This is a genomic window from Formosimonas limnophila (assembly GCF_014652675.1).
GTDB lineage: Bacteria > Pseudomonadota > Gammaproteobacteria > Burkholderiales > Burkholderiaceae > Hydromonas > Hydromonas limnophila.
The window spans coordinates 54,891-71,309 of the sequence record NZ_BMZG01000008.1 but is presented as its reverse complement, the minus strand read 5'-3'; the positions used below and the strand labels follow the sequence as shown (position 1 = coordinate 71,309).

The following is a 16,419-nucleotide window of genomic DNA, read 5'->3' as shown; positions in this document are numbered from 1 at the left end:
CATGCTCGTCATTTAATCATTGCCCGTGGCCACTGGTCGGCTGGTGTCTGAACACCATTCAGACCATGAACCTGGATAGAGTGCCGCGCCTTTTAGCCCTGCAATGTGCTGAGCTAAAATATTGTGGCAGGCGGTCACACCAGATCCGCATTGGTTAACGATTTGTTGAATCGGCTTTTTGCCGATGATTTTTTGCCATTGCTCACGTAATAATGTTGCATTTTTGAATGTGCCGTCGTCATTTAGGTTGTTCATAAAAAACGCATTAATGGCATGTGGGATGTGACCGCCAACAGGGTCAATCGGTTCGACATCGCCGCGATAACGTTCGGGCGCGCGTGCATCAATGACGGTGTAGTGGTCGTCATCCAATTGAGCCAGTATTTCGTTTGCCGTGATACTGGTATTTAATGGGGGATGTGCTAAAAACGTCTCTGTCATTGACATAGGCGGCATCTCTGTACTGACGTCATACCCTTGCTTTTGCCACTCAGCTATGCCGCCATCCAAAACAGCCACAGCCTCATGACCAAGCTCACGTAAGAGCCACCAAGCGCGGGCAGCCATCATGCCGTTGTTGGCATCATACACAATCACTTGCTGATTTTGACTCAGCCCCAATTGACTCAGTTTATCAGCCAAAACGGATTGATTGGGTAGAGGGTGACGACCATTTGTCCCTGTTTTTTGCCCCGACAAGTCTTCATCCAGATGCAAAAAATGCGCCCCTCTAATGTGACCCGCAGCGTAAGCGGCTCGTCCAGCAGAAGCATCCATCAAATCATGCCGTGCGTCAATGATGAATGGTGTATGGTTCGAAACCAGCTCGTTTAGCACTGAGGTTGAGACAATGGTTGTGTACATGAGTTACCCTTTTGACGTGTTGGGTGCGCTGCGCAGGTTCCGGACGTACCACGTTGCAGCCAATCCAGAAATAATCACCAAACTGATACCCATAAAACCAATGGTATCAACGGTTTCTAACCAAATCCAATACCCCAGCATCGCTGAAAAAATAATACCTGAATACTGTAATGTCGCCGCCAATGTTGCCGAGCCACGGCTGAAAGCACGTGTCATACACAACTGTCCAAACAGGCCCGACAGACCAATGCCCATCAAATAACCAAACGACGTCCATGTGTACGATGAGATGCCAAGGAGGCCAACGCCGACAGCCCCAGTTAGCAGCACACTGGTTGAGAACAGTAAAACGGTGCGCCATTCTGGCTCACCCAATTTTCCCAAACTGCGCACAGTGAGGTAGGCGGTGGCGCCCATCAGCCCGCTCATCAAAGCGGCAAAAAGCGCACCGCTATGCAAACCATTGTCCACGAACGGATTGCATATCAACAAAACACCGATGAAGCCGAGTCCCAATGCCCCAAAGCGCAACCACTGTTGGCGTAAAATGCCAGGATAATAAGATTGGAACAAAAGCGCTGCTGCAATGAATAGCGGAGACGTGTATTTGAGCGTGCTGGCTGTACCCAGTGGCAAAAGAGTCGTGCTGTATGCACCGAGCCACATGGAGGTGACGCCGCTGATGTTGCGCCGTGCGTGGGTTTTCAGTTGGTCACCAAGCAAGGGGTAATGGTGGTATAAAGCGAAAAAACCAATTGCTAAAACACTGGGTACACCGCGAAAAAACACGATTTCACCGAGATTGTGTTGCGTGCCCGCCAACTTGATGAACATGCCCATCAAGGCGAAAAAAAACGAAGCGGCGAGCATCCACAGTGATTGCATAGAGGCTAACGATTTGGTTTGAGAATATCAAGCTCTGGGCGGTAGGCTTTGGATTCGATTTCCATAAATCCTAAGGTGGTGTGGAACAAATTATCGTGAGACAGCGGCTGGTCTGATTTTGCGTTGATTTGATCGAACGTAACCTCATCAAAATTATCCGATATCCACATGATTGCACCAACGTGTGTTTGTGCTTTCGGTGCAATGGCATAAGGCATGCCGTGCAAGTAAATACCATTCTCGCCAAGCGACTCACCATGATCGCTTAGATAAAACATGGCTGACTCGAATTTCGGGGTGTTGTTTTTGAGGAGACCGATGACTTTTGAGAGGAAGTAGTCCGTGTATAAAATCGTGTTGTCATAGGTGTTTGAAATTTCCTCGACACTGCATTTTTCGAGTAAATTATTTTGACATGTGGGTTTGAATTGCTCGAATGCAGCAGGATAGCGCTTGTAGTACGCAGGCCCATGGCTGCCCATTTGATGCAAGACCACGGTGATGTCACCCGTGGGGTGTTGATCAATGTAGTCCTGAAGCCCGACCAGCATACCTTCATCACGACACTCGATGTCGCAAATGGTGTTTTTTTTGGGGGTTTGATAGTCTTCGTACAAGACGTTTTCGGCGCGTACCGCAACGCCTTTTGAGCTTGAGTTGTTGTCGCGCCAAAGGACATTTACATCAGCGTGCGCCAGCAAATCAATGAGGTTTTCGGAAGCATGAAATTTTTTCTCACTGTAATCCTCTCGACCAAAAGGCGAAAACATACAAGGCACAGAGACAGCTGTACTGGTGCCACAGGATGTGAAGTTTTTGAAACTCACTACTTTTTCTTTCGACAAAAGTGGATTGGTGGGTTTTTCATAGCCGTTGAGTGAAAAACGGTCAGAGCGTGCTGTTTCGCCAACCACGATGACAATTAGCTCACGATGAATATCTGTCGCAGGAATGTGAGCATCAGTCCCAACTGCAGCCACATCAATCGGGGTTGTGTCACTGTTTTTAAAGGCAAACTGACCAGCAGCATAAAGAGGCGTGAGTGGATTGGCATAAAAACGTATCACTTTGTGTTCACGAAAAAAAGAGCTGTATTGATTGCTTAAAGGCAGGACGACCATTGCGGCAATCGCAATCAAAGCGCCGACCAATAAGGTTTTATGAACGAGTATTTTCGGCCAGCTTATGCGTGCCAATGAAACTCGAGATATCAAATATGCAGGTAAAACACCGAGAATCAGCACGTATCCCACTAACTTTCCTGTGAATAAGTCGCTCGTTTCTTTGACGTCGGTTTGCGCCACATTGAGCAACATGGTTTTGTCAATCACGACATTAAAGGTGTCCATATAATAAGCCGCAAAAGCTGCTGCGACAAATATAAACCCCAGTACCCATCGTGTGCCCCCTTTGATACACAAAAGTACCAACACCAAGGCTGTTGCACAAAACAACAAGACGACCAAAGAAGCCACAAAAGCGAAATTATCGCTCAAAGGATAAACGCTCAAGACATGCTGAAAAAAGGTCAAATTATAAAATGCAGTGAGTGCAAGGGCTGTGATGAGCGGCCATTTGTGCGATGTCAGTAGTGATTTCATGTTTTAAACGATGCTTTATTAGGGGGATACTTGATAAATACATTGGGTTTGGAAGGCATGTTCAGTTGCTTCTTTGAGGTGCTATTCTCGCATGATTTGCATACAGAATGTTGACAAGTACAAGGTGTTTGCACTATGGAATACGCTCTGTCTGGGTAACTGGTTGCGGATATATTTCAATTTTCACATAATTCATGCATAATGCGCGCACAACTGTAGAAGCGTTGTTATCGCACAAGTAAACCACAATCGAATTTGGAGATGTAAGAATGTATAAAAAATATATGATGCTGGCCTTATCCACTGCCATGCTCGCTGCTTGCGGCGGCAAACCAGAAACCGCGGGTGGTGCGGCAGCAACCACTGACTCTGCTGCTCAACTCAATGTTTTGTGTAGTGTGCAAGCCGACTGGTGCAATGCTGCAGCGGTGGCTTTTGAGAAAAAGACCGGCGTTAAAGTTGCCATCACACAAAAAGGCTCTGGTGAGTCACTCGCGCAACTCAATGCTGAGTCGGCCAACCCAAAAACCGACGTGTGGTACGGTGGTACAGGTGACCCACACATTGCTGCCGCTGAGCGTAATCTGACTGAAGCGTATGACTCACCCGCCAATGCTGAGTTGCACCCATGGGCGCAAGAAATCGCGACCATCACGGGCAATAAAACCCACGGTGTGTACATGGGCGTTTTGGGCTTTGGCGCGAATTCAGAGCTTTTGACCAAGAAAAATGCCAAGGCACCTGGGTGCTGGGCTGACTTGAGCAAACCAGAGTACAAAGGCGAAGTACAAATCGCCAATCCAAACTCATCGGGTACAGCCTATGTGGCGATTGCCACGTTGGTGCAGTTGATGGGTGAAGATAAAGCATTTGCCTATTTGAAGTCTTTGCACGGCAACGTCAGCCAATATACCAAATCAGGTACTGCACCAATTAAAGCGGTCGCACGTGGTGAAACAGGCGTGTCGGTGAGCTTCTTGCAAGACGCGGTCACGGAGCAACAAGCCGGCTTTAAGCTCGAAACTATTGTGCCATGCGAAGGCACTGGTTACGAAGTGGGTGGTATTTCTATCGTCAAAGGCGCACGTAACATGGACGCTGCGAAAAAATTCGTTGACTGGGCATTGTCACCTGAGGGGCAAGCTGTCGGCGCAACAGTGAAACAATTTCACACACCATCGAACACCAAAGCAGCCGTTCCAGCAGGTGCACCAGATCCGACCAAAGTCAAACTCATTAAATATGACTTGAAAAAATACGGCGCAGAAGTTGAACGTAAACGTTTGATTGCACGTTGGTCAGACGAAATCGGTAGTTTGGTTAAGGATGCACCAGCAACTGACGCGAAACCAGCCGATGCTAAAGCAGCAGCACCTGCCGAAGCAGCGAAGAAATAAACGTTTAAACCAGTAGTTTAGCGTTAATGACAAAAAACCCGCCTATAACGGGTTTTTTGTTACTTGCTGATTGCCCATTGACTGGCTATTTGGCCAATCTGTGAATGATTGATGATGTTGATAAGCCATTGGCTTAGAAGATTCTTATGAACAAATCCACTTCTCATTATGTCCGAAATATTGGCTTGGTCATGTTGTTGTCCATGCTGATTTTGCCTTGGTATATGCCGAGCAACACCAACGCTTGGAAAGGGCTCTGGTCGCTTTGGTATGCACCTGACTTTGCCACCGCATTGGCGCACATGGCTACTCTGAATAACCCTTGGTTGGTACCATTTATGGTTTTGGCTGCTGTCGTTATCGGTGTGGGCTTTATGCCACGTGGCGTTTTGCGTGGGCGGATCGCTTTGGTTTTTGGCATTCTCGGTAGTTTGTCTTTTATCTACTCTGGCTTTGCCATTGGTTTAACTGGTGCATCGCTGGGGTTGGAGCATTTGCCGGGTGCGAGTCAATGGCGGCAGTTTGGCATGGGCTTGGGTGCTTATGTCTATCTGTGGTCGATGTTTGCGTTGATTGGGGTAGCGATTGCTGAACTGGGCTACTTTAAAGGCGATGCTTTGGTGGCAACTTTGGTTGTGTGCATTGCGGCAATGCTGCTGATTTTTGTCGGCTGGCCTGTAGGTAAGTCGATTCTTAATATGTTTTATGTCGATGAAGCGGGCGTGCGCCATTTGAGCAGCGCGACGTGGATGGCTCGGATGACTGAGCGCGATGTGTGGTCGTTGGCCTGTGTGTATTCATCTGATAGTTGCGGTGTGTTTTGGAATACTTTATTTTTAGCAACCATTTGCGGCATCACGACGACGGTGCTCGGTTTGATTTTTGCATTGCTCGGCGAGCGACGTGGTTTTTTTGGCCAATACAATCCGCCGTGGTTGCGTGCAATGGCATTATTACCTGTGATTACGCCACCGTTTGTCTTGGGTTTAGGCTTATTGCTGTTATTCGGTCGTCAAGGCATTTTGACTCAGCTCATTGAAGGTACGTTTGGCGTGACTTTGGGGCGTTGGATTTATGGTTTGGATGGTGTGGTCTTAGCGCAGACGTTTGCCTTCACGCCTGTGGCGTACATGATTATTCGTGGCGCAGTGCAAGCATTGGCACCGAGTTTAGAGGAAGCTGCGCAAACCTTGGGTTCGGATAATCGCCGCACGTTTTGGACGGTGACGTTCCCGCTGTTGTTGCCTGCGTTGGGTAATTCGTTTTTGATTGGCTTTGTTGAGAGTATTGCTGACTTTGGCAACCCGATTTTGCTGGGTGAAAACTACAAAGTATTTTCTACTGAAATTTATTTCGCGATTGTCGGTGCAACGCTTGACCCAGGTCGCGCGGCGGGCTTGTCGTTTATTCTTTTGTTGCTCGCAATGCTCGCGTTTTATATTCAACACAGCGTGGTCGGTAAGAAAAACTATGTCACTGTCGGTGGTAAGGGCGATTCGGGTATTCCGATGGCATTGCCGAAGGGTGTGAAGCGTGCGGGTTTGGCGATTGCTTTGCCATGGTTGGCGTTGACGATTGCGCTGTATGCCTTTGCGCTCATTGGTGGTTTGGTGCAGAACTGGGGCTTGGACTATACGCCATCGCTCGTGCATTTCAAAAAAGCCTTTGGGATTGAATCAGGCGTGGCGGGCATTATCTGGTCTGGTACGGCATGGAGCTCATTGTGGACGACGATGAAGCTCGCTTTGATTGCTGCACCGATTACCGCATTGATTGGGATTTTGACCTCATATGTCTTGGCACGTACTGAGTTTAAAGGGCGCGACAGCTTTGAGTTTGCCAATCTGATTACCTTTGCGATTCCCGGTACGGTGCTCGGTGTGAGCTACATCATGGCGTTTAATTTACCACCGTTTGAATTGACGGGCACTGCGGCAATTATTGTCTTGAGCTTTATTTTCCGTAACTTACCTGTATCCGTTCGCGCGGGCTTGGCATCGTTCAAGCAGATTGATAAGAGTTTAGACGAAGCCTCATTGATGCTCGGCTCAACCACTTTGGGCACATTGCGACGGGTTACGTTCCCGTTGTTGCGTCCCGCGATTATCACGTCGCTGTCGTATGGTTTTGTCCGTGCGGTGACGACGATTACTGCGGTGATTTTCTTGGTCAATGCCGAGTACCACTTGGCGACCACATTCATCATTGAGCGCGTCGGCAATGGTGCATATGGCGAGGCTTTGGCGTATTGCTCAGTGTTGATTGTGTTGATGCTGGTGGTGCTTTTGGGGGTACAAAAATTTGTCGGTGACGCCAAACTCGGTCGTCGCTCTAACGGTCAATAATATCAAAGGTTTGAACATGAAAAAAGCAGCTGTAATTGAATTCAAAAACGTCATCAAACGCTATGGTGATACCGAAGTGGTTAAAAACATCAGCTTCAAGGTCGAAGCGGGTTCATTGGTTACATTGTTAGGACCGTCGGGTTGCGGTAAAACCACCACGCTACGTATGATTGCGGGCTTGGAGCAACCATCGGAAGGTCAAATTTGGATTGGCGACCAAGATGTCACGCTCTTGCCGCCATTGGCGCGTAACGTCAGTATGATGTTCCAAAGTTACGCGTTGTTTCCCCACATGAAGGTGATTGACAACGTCGCCTATGGTTTGCTCAATCAAGGTCTAAAGAAAAAAGCCGCGCAAGAGCGAGGGCTTGAAGCCTTGGAGCAAGTCGGCTTAGGGCACTTGGGGCATCGCTGGCCATCCGAGCTGTCGGGCGGGCAGCAGCAACGCGTCGCCTTGGCGCGTGCCTTGGTGATGGAGCCGTCGGTTCTGTTGTTCGATGAGCCGTTATCCAATCTCGACGCGCGTTTGCGCCGCCAAATGCGTGAAGAAATTCGCGCATTGCAGCAGCGTTTGGGCATTACTGCGGTTTATGTGACGCACGACCAAAACGAAGCCTTGGCGGTATCTGATCAAATCATCGTCATGAACGTCGGTGTGATTGCGCAGCAGGGCACGCCGCAAGAGCTGTATCAACAGCCAAACAGCGAGTTCGTCGCAGGTTTTATGGGTGAAGCGAATTTACTGCCCGTTGAGAAAAATGCACAAGGCTACCATTTGGGCGGCTTGCCCCTGGCCCACGCGACAGGTGCAAAGAATGACGCTACCCAAGTCGCCGTGCGCCCTGAAGCGATTGTGATTAAAGCGATTGGTGAGCCGAATACGCTCAAAGCCACGGTTAAAAAAGCCACTTACCTCGGCATGATGTGGGAGATTGAGCTTGATACCAGTGTGGGCAATATGTTTGCCATCAGTGCTGATGTCTTGATGCCGTACCGTTCGGGTGACGAGGTTGGTGTTGCGCTTGCACCGTATGGCGTGAGTTTGATTTCGGAAATTCCAAAAAGCCAGTAATGCGGCTCTGATTCGACTTTTTCCCAATAGAAAATCGCCACTTAATTACTTTAGTGGCGATTTTCTATTGGGACCTTTTGGGCGTACCGAAATTTTTAAAAGTGCTTATCGAAAAAAATCGCGATAATGCTCAAAACTTGCCTCAATGGTGGCTTCAATACAAAAGCTTGTTTATTCGTTACTTTCGCTCATCATAGGCTGGATGCGCAAGATGGTCGTTTTGTGCAGTTTTTACAAGCCGCGGATTTTATTTTGCCCCAAATTTTATTGTTTGATTATCTTATGAGGCTGGATAAGCATAGCTTGAACCAACACCCAAAGGAATATCGAAAAACCAAAAAACAAACAAGAACAACGTCCATGTGACCAAAAATGCCAATGAATAAGGCAGCATGATGGACACCAGTGTACCAATTCCTGTTGATTTCAAGTATTTTTGGCAATACACAACCACCAATGTGAAGTAAGGCATGAGTGGTGTGATGATGTTTGTTGACGAATCACCAACACGATAGGCAGCTTGGGTCAAGTCTGGTGAAATGCCCAACTGCATGAGCATCGGTACCATGACAGCACCAATTAATGCCCATTTCGCAGAGGCTGACCCAATCAGTAAGTTTAAAAATGCGGTTACCAGGACAATACCAACGAGTGTCAGGCCTTGTGGCAATTGCCACTCTTTAAGCAAAGTCGCACCTTTGAGCGCCAATAATGAACCAATGTTTGATTGAGCAAACGCATAAACAAACAGTGAGCAGAAAAAAATCATGACCAAATAGTACGACATGCCATTCATTGAATGGGTCAAACCTTTGACTGCATCACGATGGCTGCAGAGCGAACCAGTGATAAAGCCATAAATTAGGCCGGGCAATAAAAACACAACAAAAATAATGGGCACAATCGATTTCATCAATGGTGCATCACCTGATGTCAAGGCCCCTTTTTCACTGCGCCATGGAGAAGTCTCTGGCAATAACCACAATGCAATGGCAATGGTAATCGCCAGCATTGAAACCACGGCCCAAATCAAACCTTTGCGCTCTTTGCTGCTAAGTGCTTCTAAACGTGGTAAGTCTGTGATGTCGGCGTCTATTTGGCGAGTGCGTAAACGTGGCTCAATCACTCGATCAGTGATAAACCAGCCAACTAAAGTCAACAAGAGGGTCGATGCTGTCGTGAAAATATAGTTGTTTAATGGGTTAATCACTATTGAGGCTGCACCTGGATCAGCCGCCAAACGAGCTGATGCTTGGGTTAGACCTGCGAGCAATGGATCTAAACTACCAGGTACAATCGTTGCAGAAAAGCCACCTGATACCCCAGCAAAAGCTGCTGCAATGCCCGCCAATGGATGACGACCAGCAGCATAAAAATTACACCGCCCAGTGGAATGACCAACACATAGCCCGCATCAATGGCCACACTGCTGGCTGCACCGATTAAGACTACGGCAGGTGTGAGTAATTTTTTTGGGGTGATGGACAAAGCTGAGCGGATGGCAGCACCCAAAAAGCCGCTGTACTCGGCAATGCCCAAACCCAGCATAGCTACCAGAACCACGCCCAGAGGGGGGAAATTCACAAAGGTGGTGACAATTTTACCAGTGAACTCAGTAAAAGCTGCGCCAGAGAGTAAGTTTTTAATCTCAATAGCTTTACCCGTGCGTGGATCCAACTCTGCGAAACTCACGCCTGACAGTATCCACGAGATGACCCAAACAGTAACCATAAGCAGGGCAAATAATATAGCAGGGTCAGGGAGTTTATTTCCTACCTTCTCGACGGCGTTTAGAAAACGTCCTGTCTTGTGATGAGTCAGCTCATTGGTTTTTGGTTTGGTCATATCTTTGTCCCTTTCTGAGATTGGCTTTAATGTTCATGATGGTGGTTTTGTTTCAAATTCCGTGACTTTGTTCTAAAGGTGTCAGTGCTTGGACACACTGTCCAACCAACGATGGCCCTTGATAAATCAAGCCGCTGTAGACTTGTATCAAATCAGCTCCTGCGTTTATTTTTGCCTGTGCATCTGCACCACTGCTGATGCCGCCGACGCCGATGATGGGGACTTCGCTGCTTAATTCATCCGATAGGGCTTTGATGATTTGTGTGGATTTGTCGCGCACGGGTGTACCGCTTAAGCCACCTGTCTCGTCACCATGGGGTAGGTGAGTGACGCTGGCTTTATCGAGCGTCGTGTTGGTGGCGATGACACCATCGATTTTGTGCCTTTTGAGTAGTTCAGCGATGATTGTGAGTTGTTCGCTGTCGATATCTGGTGCGATTTTTAGTGTCATTGGCACGTATTTTTGGTATTTGTCGGCCAATTGCAGTTGAGATTCTTTGAGTTGAGACAGTAGGTTGTCTAATGCGTCTTCGCTTTGTAAGTCGCGCAGGTTTTTGGTGTTTGGTGATGAGATGTTGACGGCGATGTAGCTGGCGTGCGCGTAGACTTTAGATAAGCCGATGAGGTAGTCCTTGACAGCGTGTTCAATCGGTGTATCGGCATTTTTGCCGATGTTGATGCCGATGATGCCGCCGTTCTTGACAAATTGGCTGCGCTTGACGTTTTCAATCAAGTTGTCGACACCGAGGTTGTTGAAACCCATACGATTGATGATGGCATTCGCTTGCGGCAGTCGAAACAAGCGCGGCTGCGGGTTACCCGATTGTGGGCGTGGCGTCACCGTGCCAATTTCGATAAAGCCAAAACCAAGCTGGGCGAGTACGTCTATGTGTTCCCCATTTTTGTCCAACCCAGCTGCCAAGCCGACGCGATTGGGAAATGTCAAGCCTATCACGGTGTGTGGTTTAGTCACGTGATTTAGCTTAGGTAGTAAACCGAGCCTAAATGCTTTGTGAGCCAGTGAGAAAGCCAAATGGTGGGATTTTTCGGCATCGAGGGTGAACAACAGTGGTCGAAGAAGTGCGTACATAGATTTAAGGGGTCTGCGTTTTTAAAAAGGGTTGCCATTGGCCATCAATCAGGATTTGGCCTGCTGAGAAGTTTGCTTTGTAGGCCATTTTGGATGAGTCCTTAATCCAATAACCGAGGTAAACATACGGCAGGTTCAGTCGCTGGGCGATTTGAATTTGCCAAAGAATGTTGAACGTGCCTAAACCACTGTACTCAATGTCAGTGTCATAAAACGTGTATACCGCTGACAAACCATCAGCGACGCGGTCAATGAGGCTGACCATGACTAAGGCGCGCTGCTCATCACGGAACTCGACCAAGAAGCTGTCAACATGGCTTTTCAGTAAAAATTGACGATACTGAGCAGCGTCGTCCTTGGCCATGTCTCCATCAGGGTGACGGGATTTTTGGTAGCGTTGATAAAGCGCGAAATGTTCTGGATTGAACTCCAGTTCGTGAATCTGGGTATATAAATGTGACCAACGTTTTTCGGCGCGACGCTGGCTGCGGTTCGGTTGAAATGCCTTGGCGACAATGCGCAGTGGTTGGCAAGCTTGGCAGCTTGGGCAGTGTGGTCGATAGACATAAAATCCACTGCGGCGAAACCCGTGGTGAATCAACTCACTGTAGTTGTGCGTGTTGATGGCATCCATGGGTGCTACCATCTGGGAGGTGGCGCGGGTGTTTGGCAGGTAGCTGCATGGGTACTCTGCGGTTTGATACAGCTGTAACTCAGTGAGATTTTGATGGTCGCGTTTCACAATGTGGCCCGATTTTTATAGGCATCCAAAAGATTGCTCATGTTGCTCATTGTAGCCCAATCCACTGGTGGTTGTTGCATCAGCTGACTACTGGCCGCAAAAAACGCCTCGCGTGAAATGGGCGCTCCGCCCAAATTGGTCAGGTGTTGAGTGACTTGCTGACAATCAATCAATTGACCACCTTCAGACGCAAGCACATTCACCCAGCACGCCAAAGCGGCTTTTGATCCATCGGTGATGGTGGTGAACATGGATTCACCAAAAAACATTTTGCCAATCAGTACGCCATAAAGCCCAGCAACCAGCTCATCATCACGCCAGACTTCAACGCTTAAGGCTTCTTGTCGGCGGTGTAGCTCAATATAGGCAGCCTTAAGCTCGTTGGTAATCCATGTGCCACTTTGATCAACGCGGCGTGTGTTGGCGCAGCGGTCAATCACGCCTTCAAAGTCTTGGTTGAGTGTGATGCGCATGGGGGAGTTGGGTTGGCGTGCCCATTGCTTTAAACGTTTTTTAAGCGAGTGGGCGCATCTGAAGTCCTCAAGTGGCAGCACCATACGGGGATTGGGGCTGTGCCATAAAACTGGCTGTCCCTCTGAATACCACGGAAACAAGCCGCGCATATAAGCTGTGCGTACCCAAGCTGCATCAATGTGCAGACTGATGCCGTAGACATCTTCAAAGTGTGGCGCGTCATTCAAAATGGCCAAATGCGTCGGGAACTCGCTGGGATGGTAAATAAAGGGAATACGAGAGGGCATAACGATTTATTCGCCGGGCAAGACACGCACGTGGTGGTGGGTTTTAAATGCGCCTGTGCCCACATCAGCAATGTAGTGGTGTAGCGCCATTTTAACGCTGTTAAAGGCAACCTCATCCCACGGAATCTCGTTTAATTCAAACAGCTTGACTGCCAAAGTTTCTTCACCTGCCGCGTATTCACCCATTAAATTGGCGCGGAAAAATACATGAATCTGGCCAATGTGTGGAATATCGACAAGGCTGTAAACAGGCTCAATCAACTCAACGGGTGCGCAGGCTTCTTCAAGCGTTTCTCGTGCCGCACCTTGCGCCAATGACTCGCCATTTTCCATAAAACCAGCAGGTAATGTCCACAAGCCCAAGCCTGGTTCAATCGCACGTTGGCACAGCAAAACTTGATTGCCCATGACGGGGATGGTTCCAACCACCACTTTGGGATTGTCATAATGAATGGTGTGGCAAGCAGGGCAAACCGCCCGAATTCGGCTGTCATCGGGTGGAATGATGTGTTCAACGCGCGTGCCACATTGGGTACAAAACAAAACGGTGGGTGAAAGTGAGTGTGCTGTCATGGGCGTGATTGTGCCACAAGCCGATTATACTGTGGGACAGTACAGCGGTTATCTACTAGCAAAACCTCAAAAAAATTATGAAAATATTTAAAAAAATTGCTATTAATTATTTCTGTCGGGCTATGGCTCAATTGATATTAAGGGTAATCAAAAACCTATTTCAGTCGATTTGAGGACATGGTTAGCAAAACATAGCAGCTTACGGGTTTGATTTAGCTATTTCTATAAAATGAATAACTAATCCATTTTTAATTGGTTTTGTTTATAACTCGTTCTCTCTAAAATCCGCTCATGACATATTGTCACTGAGTCAACTTTTGGAGAACCCCATGACATTTACAATCCTTAAAACCACTGCTTTGATAACTGCTGCCGCAACACTTGTCGCGTGCGGTGGCGGCAGTGACGGTGGAAAAAGCGCAGGTGCTAAAGAGCGCAAAATTCTGAACGTCTCTTATGACCCAACGCGAGAGTTATATGCAGACTACAACGTTGAGTTTGCCAAATACTGGAAAGAAAAAACAGGTGAAACCGTCACTATTGAGCAATCTCATGGTGGTGGCGGTAAGCAAACACGCTCGATTATCGACGGGTTAGAGGCAGATGTGGCGACGCAATCTTTGGCCTATGACATCAACAGTATTGCTAAAAAAGGTTTGATTGCGGCTGATTGGCAGCAGCGCTTGGAGCACAATAGCTCACCTTACACCTCAACAATGGTATTTGTGGTGCGCAAAGGTAACCCAAAAGGCATTGCAAACTGGGATGACTTGGTTAAAACAGGCGTGCAGGTCATTACACCCAATCCCAAAACCAGTGGCGGAGCACGCTGGAATTACCTTGCTGCATGGGGTTTTGCTGAAGATAAATTTAATAAAGACCCAGCCAAAGTCACAGAGTTCGTCAGTCAACTGTATAAAAATGTGCCTGTACTCGACTCGGGTGCGCGCGGTTCCACAACGACATTTGCGAAGAATGGTGTCGGAGACGTGTTGATTACTTGGGAGAACGAAGCATATCTGACACTCAAAGAGTTTGGTAACGACAAGTTTGAGATTGTGACACCGCCTGTATCGATTCTCACTGAGCCGCCCGTCACGGTTGTCGACAGTTACGCGAAAAAGCATGGAACAGAAGATTTGGCCAAAGCATATTTGGCGTATTTGTATTCACCAGTCGGACAAAAACTAGCCGCTAAGCATTTTTATCGTCCTATCAAGCCTGAGTTGGCAGATCCTGCTGATATCGCACGATTCCCAAAAATTCAGTTGTTTACGATTGATGAAAAGTTTGGTGGTTGGGATAAAGCGCAAGCGACTCACTTCAGCGACGGCGGTACATTTGACAAAATCTATGGTTCTGGGCAAGCAGCAACTGCTGCTGAGAAAAAGCCTTGATTTAAAAACTTGTTTATTAATTAACGCACTCCCTGTGTATGGAGAATGTCATTTCAGCTGGGAGCTGCAGTTATATTGGAGCACATTTTGAGTAAAGTTCGTAAGCAAATACAGGTGTTGCCAGGGTTTAAGCTGACTCTGGGGTACACCGTGTTCTATTTATCACTGATTGTTTTGATTCCATTGTCAGCGATATTTATTCAAACCGCGAGTGCGGGTTGGACGCCTTTTTGGCAGACAGTGACCGACCCACGGGTGGTGGCGACTTATAAATTGTCGTTTGGGGCATCGCTAATTGCCGCTTTGATTAACATGGTATTTGGCTTGATGCTGGCTTGGTCTCTGGTGCGTTATTCGTTCCCCGGTAAAAAAATTGTCGATGCATTGGTAGATTTGCCTTTTGCTTTGCCGACCGCGGTTACTGGGATTACTTTGGCGACACTGTACTCAAAAGATGGTTGGATTGGGCAATTTTTAGAGCCTTTGGGCATTAAGGTGGCTTTTACGCCATTGGGTATTCTGATTGCATTGGTGTTTATCGGTGTGCCGTTTGTGGTGCGCACGGTACAACCGATTTTAGAAGATTTAGAACTTGAGTTGGAGGAGGCGGCCGCGAGTTTGGGTGCAAGTCGTTGGTTGACATTTCGTCATGTGACGTTGCCCATGTTGTTGCCTGCTTTGTTGACAGGGTTTGCTTTGGCTTTTGCTCGTGCGGTGGGTGAGTATGGTTCGGTGATTTTTATTGCGGGCAATATTCCGATGGTGTCAGAAATCACGCCTTTGATGATTATCAGTAAGTTGGAGCAATACGATTACAACGGTGCGACGGCGATTGCCTTGGTGATGTTATTGATTTCTTTTGTGTTGTTGTTGGTGATTAATGGCTTGCAGGCACGGGCAAGTCGTGCGACGGGGAGGGTACGCGTATGAGTGCTTCAGTATTTAAACCTTCTTTGACGCTATACGAGCAACGCTCCGCGACTCGCGAGTCGTCTGTGGTGCGGCGGGTGATTTTAACCTTGGGTTTGGCTTTTTTTGCATTCTTTTTACTGCTGCCCTTGATTGCGGTGTTTGCTGAAGGGTTGCGCAAAGGCGTAGACGTCTATTTCAATGCATTGATTGATGCTGGTACTCTGTCTGCATTGAAATTGACCTTGTTGGCTGCGGCGATTTCGGTACCACTCAATTTGGTTTTTGGTGTGGCGGCGGCATGGGCGATTGCAAAATTTGAGTTTCGTGGTAAATATTTGTTAACCACATTGATTGATTTGCCTTTTTCGGTCTCGCCTGTGGTCGCAGGTTTAATTTATGTGCTGATTTTTGGCGCACAGGGTTGGTTTGGGCCATGGTTAATCGCACATGGCATCAAAGTGATTTTTGCGGTGCCGGGAATTGTTTTGGCGACGGTGTTTGTGACCTTCCCGTTTGTGGCGCGTGAGTTGATTCCATTGATGCAAGCGCAGGGCAAAGAGGAGGAAGAGGCGGCCATCGTGCTCGGCGCCAGCGGTTGGCAGACGTTTTGGCATGTGACTTTACCGAATATCAAGTGGGGACTGTTGTACGGTGTGATTTTGTGTAATGCGCGTGCAATGGGCGAATTTGGTGCGGTGTCGGTGGTGTCGGGTCATATTCGTGGACAGACCAATACGTTGCCATTGCATGTGGAAATTTTGTACTCAGAGTACCATTTTGCGGCTGCTTTTGCCGTCGCGTCATTGTTGGCAGTGTTGGCATTACTGACCTTGGTGATTAAAACGTATGTCGAATCACGTGTGCATTCTGTCAGTGACGATGTGCCGATGGAAAATATCACGACGCCCATCCATCATGTTTCGAGCCATTAATCG

General features: G+C 47.9%; 13 protein-coding genes and 1 pseudogene. 6 read left to right on the top strand and 8 right to left on the bottom strand.

Annotated features, from left to right (window positions below):
- Nucleotides 1-12 precede the first annotated feature (12 nt).
- The 3 genes from IE082_RS08545 to IE082_RS08535 are packed head-to-tail and all read right to left on the bottom strand — an operon-like array spanning nt 13 to nt 3,350.
- Entirely contained in the window at nt 13-864 is an 852-nt protein-coding gene (locus tag IE082_RS08545) for a sulfurtransferase (protein ID WP_189493501.1), read from the bottom strand.
- A 3-nt stretch (nt 865-867) separates the two neighbouring features.
- Nucleotides 868-1,749, bottom strand: a complete 882-nt coding sequence (locus tag IE082_RS08540; protein ID WP_189493500.1) for a DMT family transporter — start codon at nt 1,747-1,749, stop codon at nt 868-870.
- Between the two features lie 5 nt (nt 1,750-1,754).
- A complete protein-coding gene (locus tag IE082_RS08535; protein ID WP_189493499.1) occupies nt 1,755-3,350 on the bottom strand; it encodes a phosphoethanolamine transferase in 1,596 nt (531 codons plus the stop codon).
- Between the two features lie 308 nt (nt 3,351-3,658).
- Here IE082_RS08535 and IE082_RS08530 point away from each other — a divergent pair, with 308 nt between their 5' ends.
- From IE082_RS08530 to IE082_RS08520, 3 genes are all read left to right on the top strand, one after another.
- The gene (locus IE082_RS08530) at nt 3,659-4,747 is read left to right on the top strand and encodes an ABC transporter substrate-binding protein (protein WP_373295088.1); all 1,089 of its coding nucleotides are present in this window, start codon (nt 3,659-3,661) and stop codon (nt 4,745-4,747) included.
- Nucleotides 4,748-4,893: 146 nt separating this feature from the next.
- Entirely contained in the window at nt 4,894-7,092 is a 2,199-nt protein-coding gene (locus IE082_RS08525; RefSeq protein ID WP_189493497.1) for an ABC transporter permease, read from the top strand.
- A gap of 16 nt (nt 7,093-7,108) precedes the next feature.
- Complete coding sequence (locus tag IE082_RS08520; protein WP_189493496.1) at nt 7,109-8,164, top strand: ABC transporter ATP-binding protein; 1,056 nt, start codon at nt 7,109-7,111, stop codon at nt 8,162-8,164.
- A gap of 280 nt (nt 8,165-8,444) precedes the next feature.
- Here the strand turns inward: IE082_RS08520 and IE082_RS08515 are convergent.
- The 5 genes and pseudogenes from IE082_RS08515 to IE082_RS08495 form a co-directional block, all read right to left on the bottom strand.
- Nucleotides 8,445-10,009: pseudogene (locus IE082_RS08515) on the bottom strand (AbgT family transporter).
- 52 nt (nt 10,010-10,061) lie between these two features.
- Entirely contained in the window at nt 10,062-11,099 is a 1,038-nt protein-coding gene (locus IE082_RS08510) for a quinone-dependent dihydroorotate dehydrogenase (RefSeq protein ID WP_189493495.1), read from the bottom strand.
- A gap of 4 nt (nt 11,100-11,103) precedes the next feature.
- Nucleotides 11,104-11,841, bottom strand: a complete 738-nt coding sequence (locus IE082_RS08505; protein WP_229809791.1) for an arginyltransferase — start codon at nt 11,839-11,841, stop codon at nt 11,104-11,106.
- Nucleotides 11,838-12,602 (bottom strand): leucyl/phenylalanyl-tRNA--protein transferase, encoded by a 765-nt coding sequence (aat, locus tag IE082_RS08500; protein ID WP_189493494.1) that lies wholly within the window; start codon nt 12,600-12,602, stop codon nt 11,838-11,840. The genes IE082_RS08505 and aat overlap by 4 nt, the downstream gene beginning before the upstream one ends.
- Nucleotides 12,603-12,608: 6 nt before the next feature.
- Nucleotides 12,609-13,175 (bottom strand): NUDIX hydrolase, encoded by a 567-nt coding sequence (locus IE082_RS08495; protein WP_189493493.1) that lies wholly within the window; start codon nt 13,173-13,175, stop codon nt 12,609-12,611.
- 329 nt (nt 13,176-13,504) lie between these two features.
- On the opposite strand from IE082_RS08495, the gene IE082_RS08490 reads away from it, so the two are divergent.
- From IE082_RS08490 to cysW, 3 genes are all read left to right on the top strand, one after another.
- Entirely contained in the window at nt 13,505-14,572 is a 1,068-nt protein-coding gene (locus IE082_RS08490; protein ID WP_189493492.1) for a sulfate ABC transporter substrate-binding protein, read from the top strand.
- A gap of 87 nt (nt 14,573-14,659) precedes the next feature.
- Nucleotides 14,660-15,502, top strand: a complete 843-nt coding sequence (gene cysT / locus IE082_RS08485; protein ID WP_229809790.1) for a sulfate ABC transporter permease subunit CysT — start codon at nt 14,660-14,662, stop codon at nt 15,500-15,502.
- The gene (cysW, locus tag IE082_RS08480; RefSeq protein ID WP_189493490.1) at nt 15,499-16,416 is read left to right on the top strand and encodes a sulfate ABC transporter permease subunit CysW; all 918 of its coding nucleotides are present in this window, start codon (nt 15,499-15,501) and stop codon (nt 16,414-16,416) included. Before cysT ends, cysW begins: the two co-directional genes overlap by 4 nt.
- Nucleotides 16,417-16,419: the final 3 nt, after the last annotated feature.

What these genes read in the sequence shown, in the direction of transcription:
- IE082_RS08545 (WP_189493501.1), bottom strand. Translation starts at nt 864, where the DNA reads ATGTACACAACCATTGTCTCAACCTCAGTGCTAAACGAGCTGGTTTCG.
- IE082_RS08490 (WP_189493492.1), top strand. Translation starts at nt 13,505, where the DNA reads ATGACATTTACAATCCTTAAAACCACTGCTTTGATAACTGCTGCCGCA.
- IE082_RS08520 (WP_189493496.1), top strand. Translation starts at nt 7,109, where the DNA reads ATGAAAAAAGCAGCTGTAATTGAATTCAAAAACGTCATCAAACGCTAT.
- cysW (WP_189493490.1), top strand. Translation starts at nt 15,499, where the DNA reads ATGAGTGCTTCAGTATTTAAACCTTCTTTGACGCTATACGAGCAACGC.
- IE082_RS08540 (WP_189493500.1), bottom strand. Translation starts at nt 1,749, where the DNA reads ATGCAATCACTGTGGATGCTCGCCGCTTCGTTTTTTTTCGCCTTGATG.
- IE082_RS08510 (WP_189493495.1), bottom strand. Translation starts at nt 11,099, where the DNA reads ATGTACGCACTTCTTCGACCACTGTTGTTCACCCTCGATGCCGAAAAA.
- aat (WP_189493494.1), bottom strand. Translation starts at nt 12,602, where the DNA reads ATGCCCTCTCGTATTCCCTTTATTTACCATCCCAGCGAGTTCCCGACG.
- IE082_RS08535 (WP_189493499.1), bottom strand. Translation starts at nt 3,350, where the DNA reads ATGAAATCACTACTGACATCGCACAAATGGCCGCTCATCACAGCCCTT.
- IE082_RS08495 (WP_189493493.1), bottom strand. Translation starts at nt 13,175, where the DNA reads ATGACAGCACACTCACTTTCACCCACCGTTTTGTTTTGTACCCAATGT.
- IE082_RS08530 (WP_373295088.1), top strand. Translation starts at nt 3,659, where the DNA reads ATGCTCGCTGCTTGCGGCGGCAAACCAGAAACCGCGGGTGGTGCGGCA.
- IE082_RS08525 (WP_189493497.1), top strand. Translation starts at nt 4,894, where the DNA reads ATGAACAAATCCACTTCTCATTATGTCCGAAATATTGGCTTGGTCATG.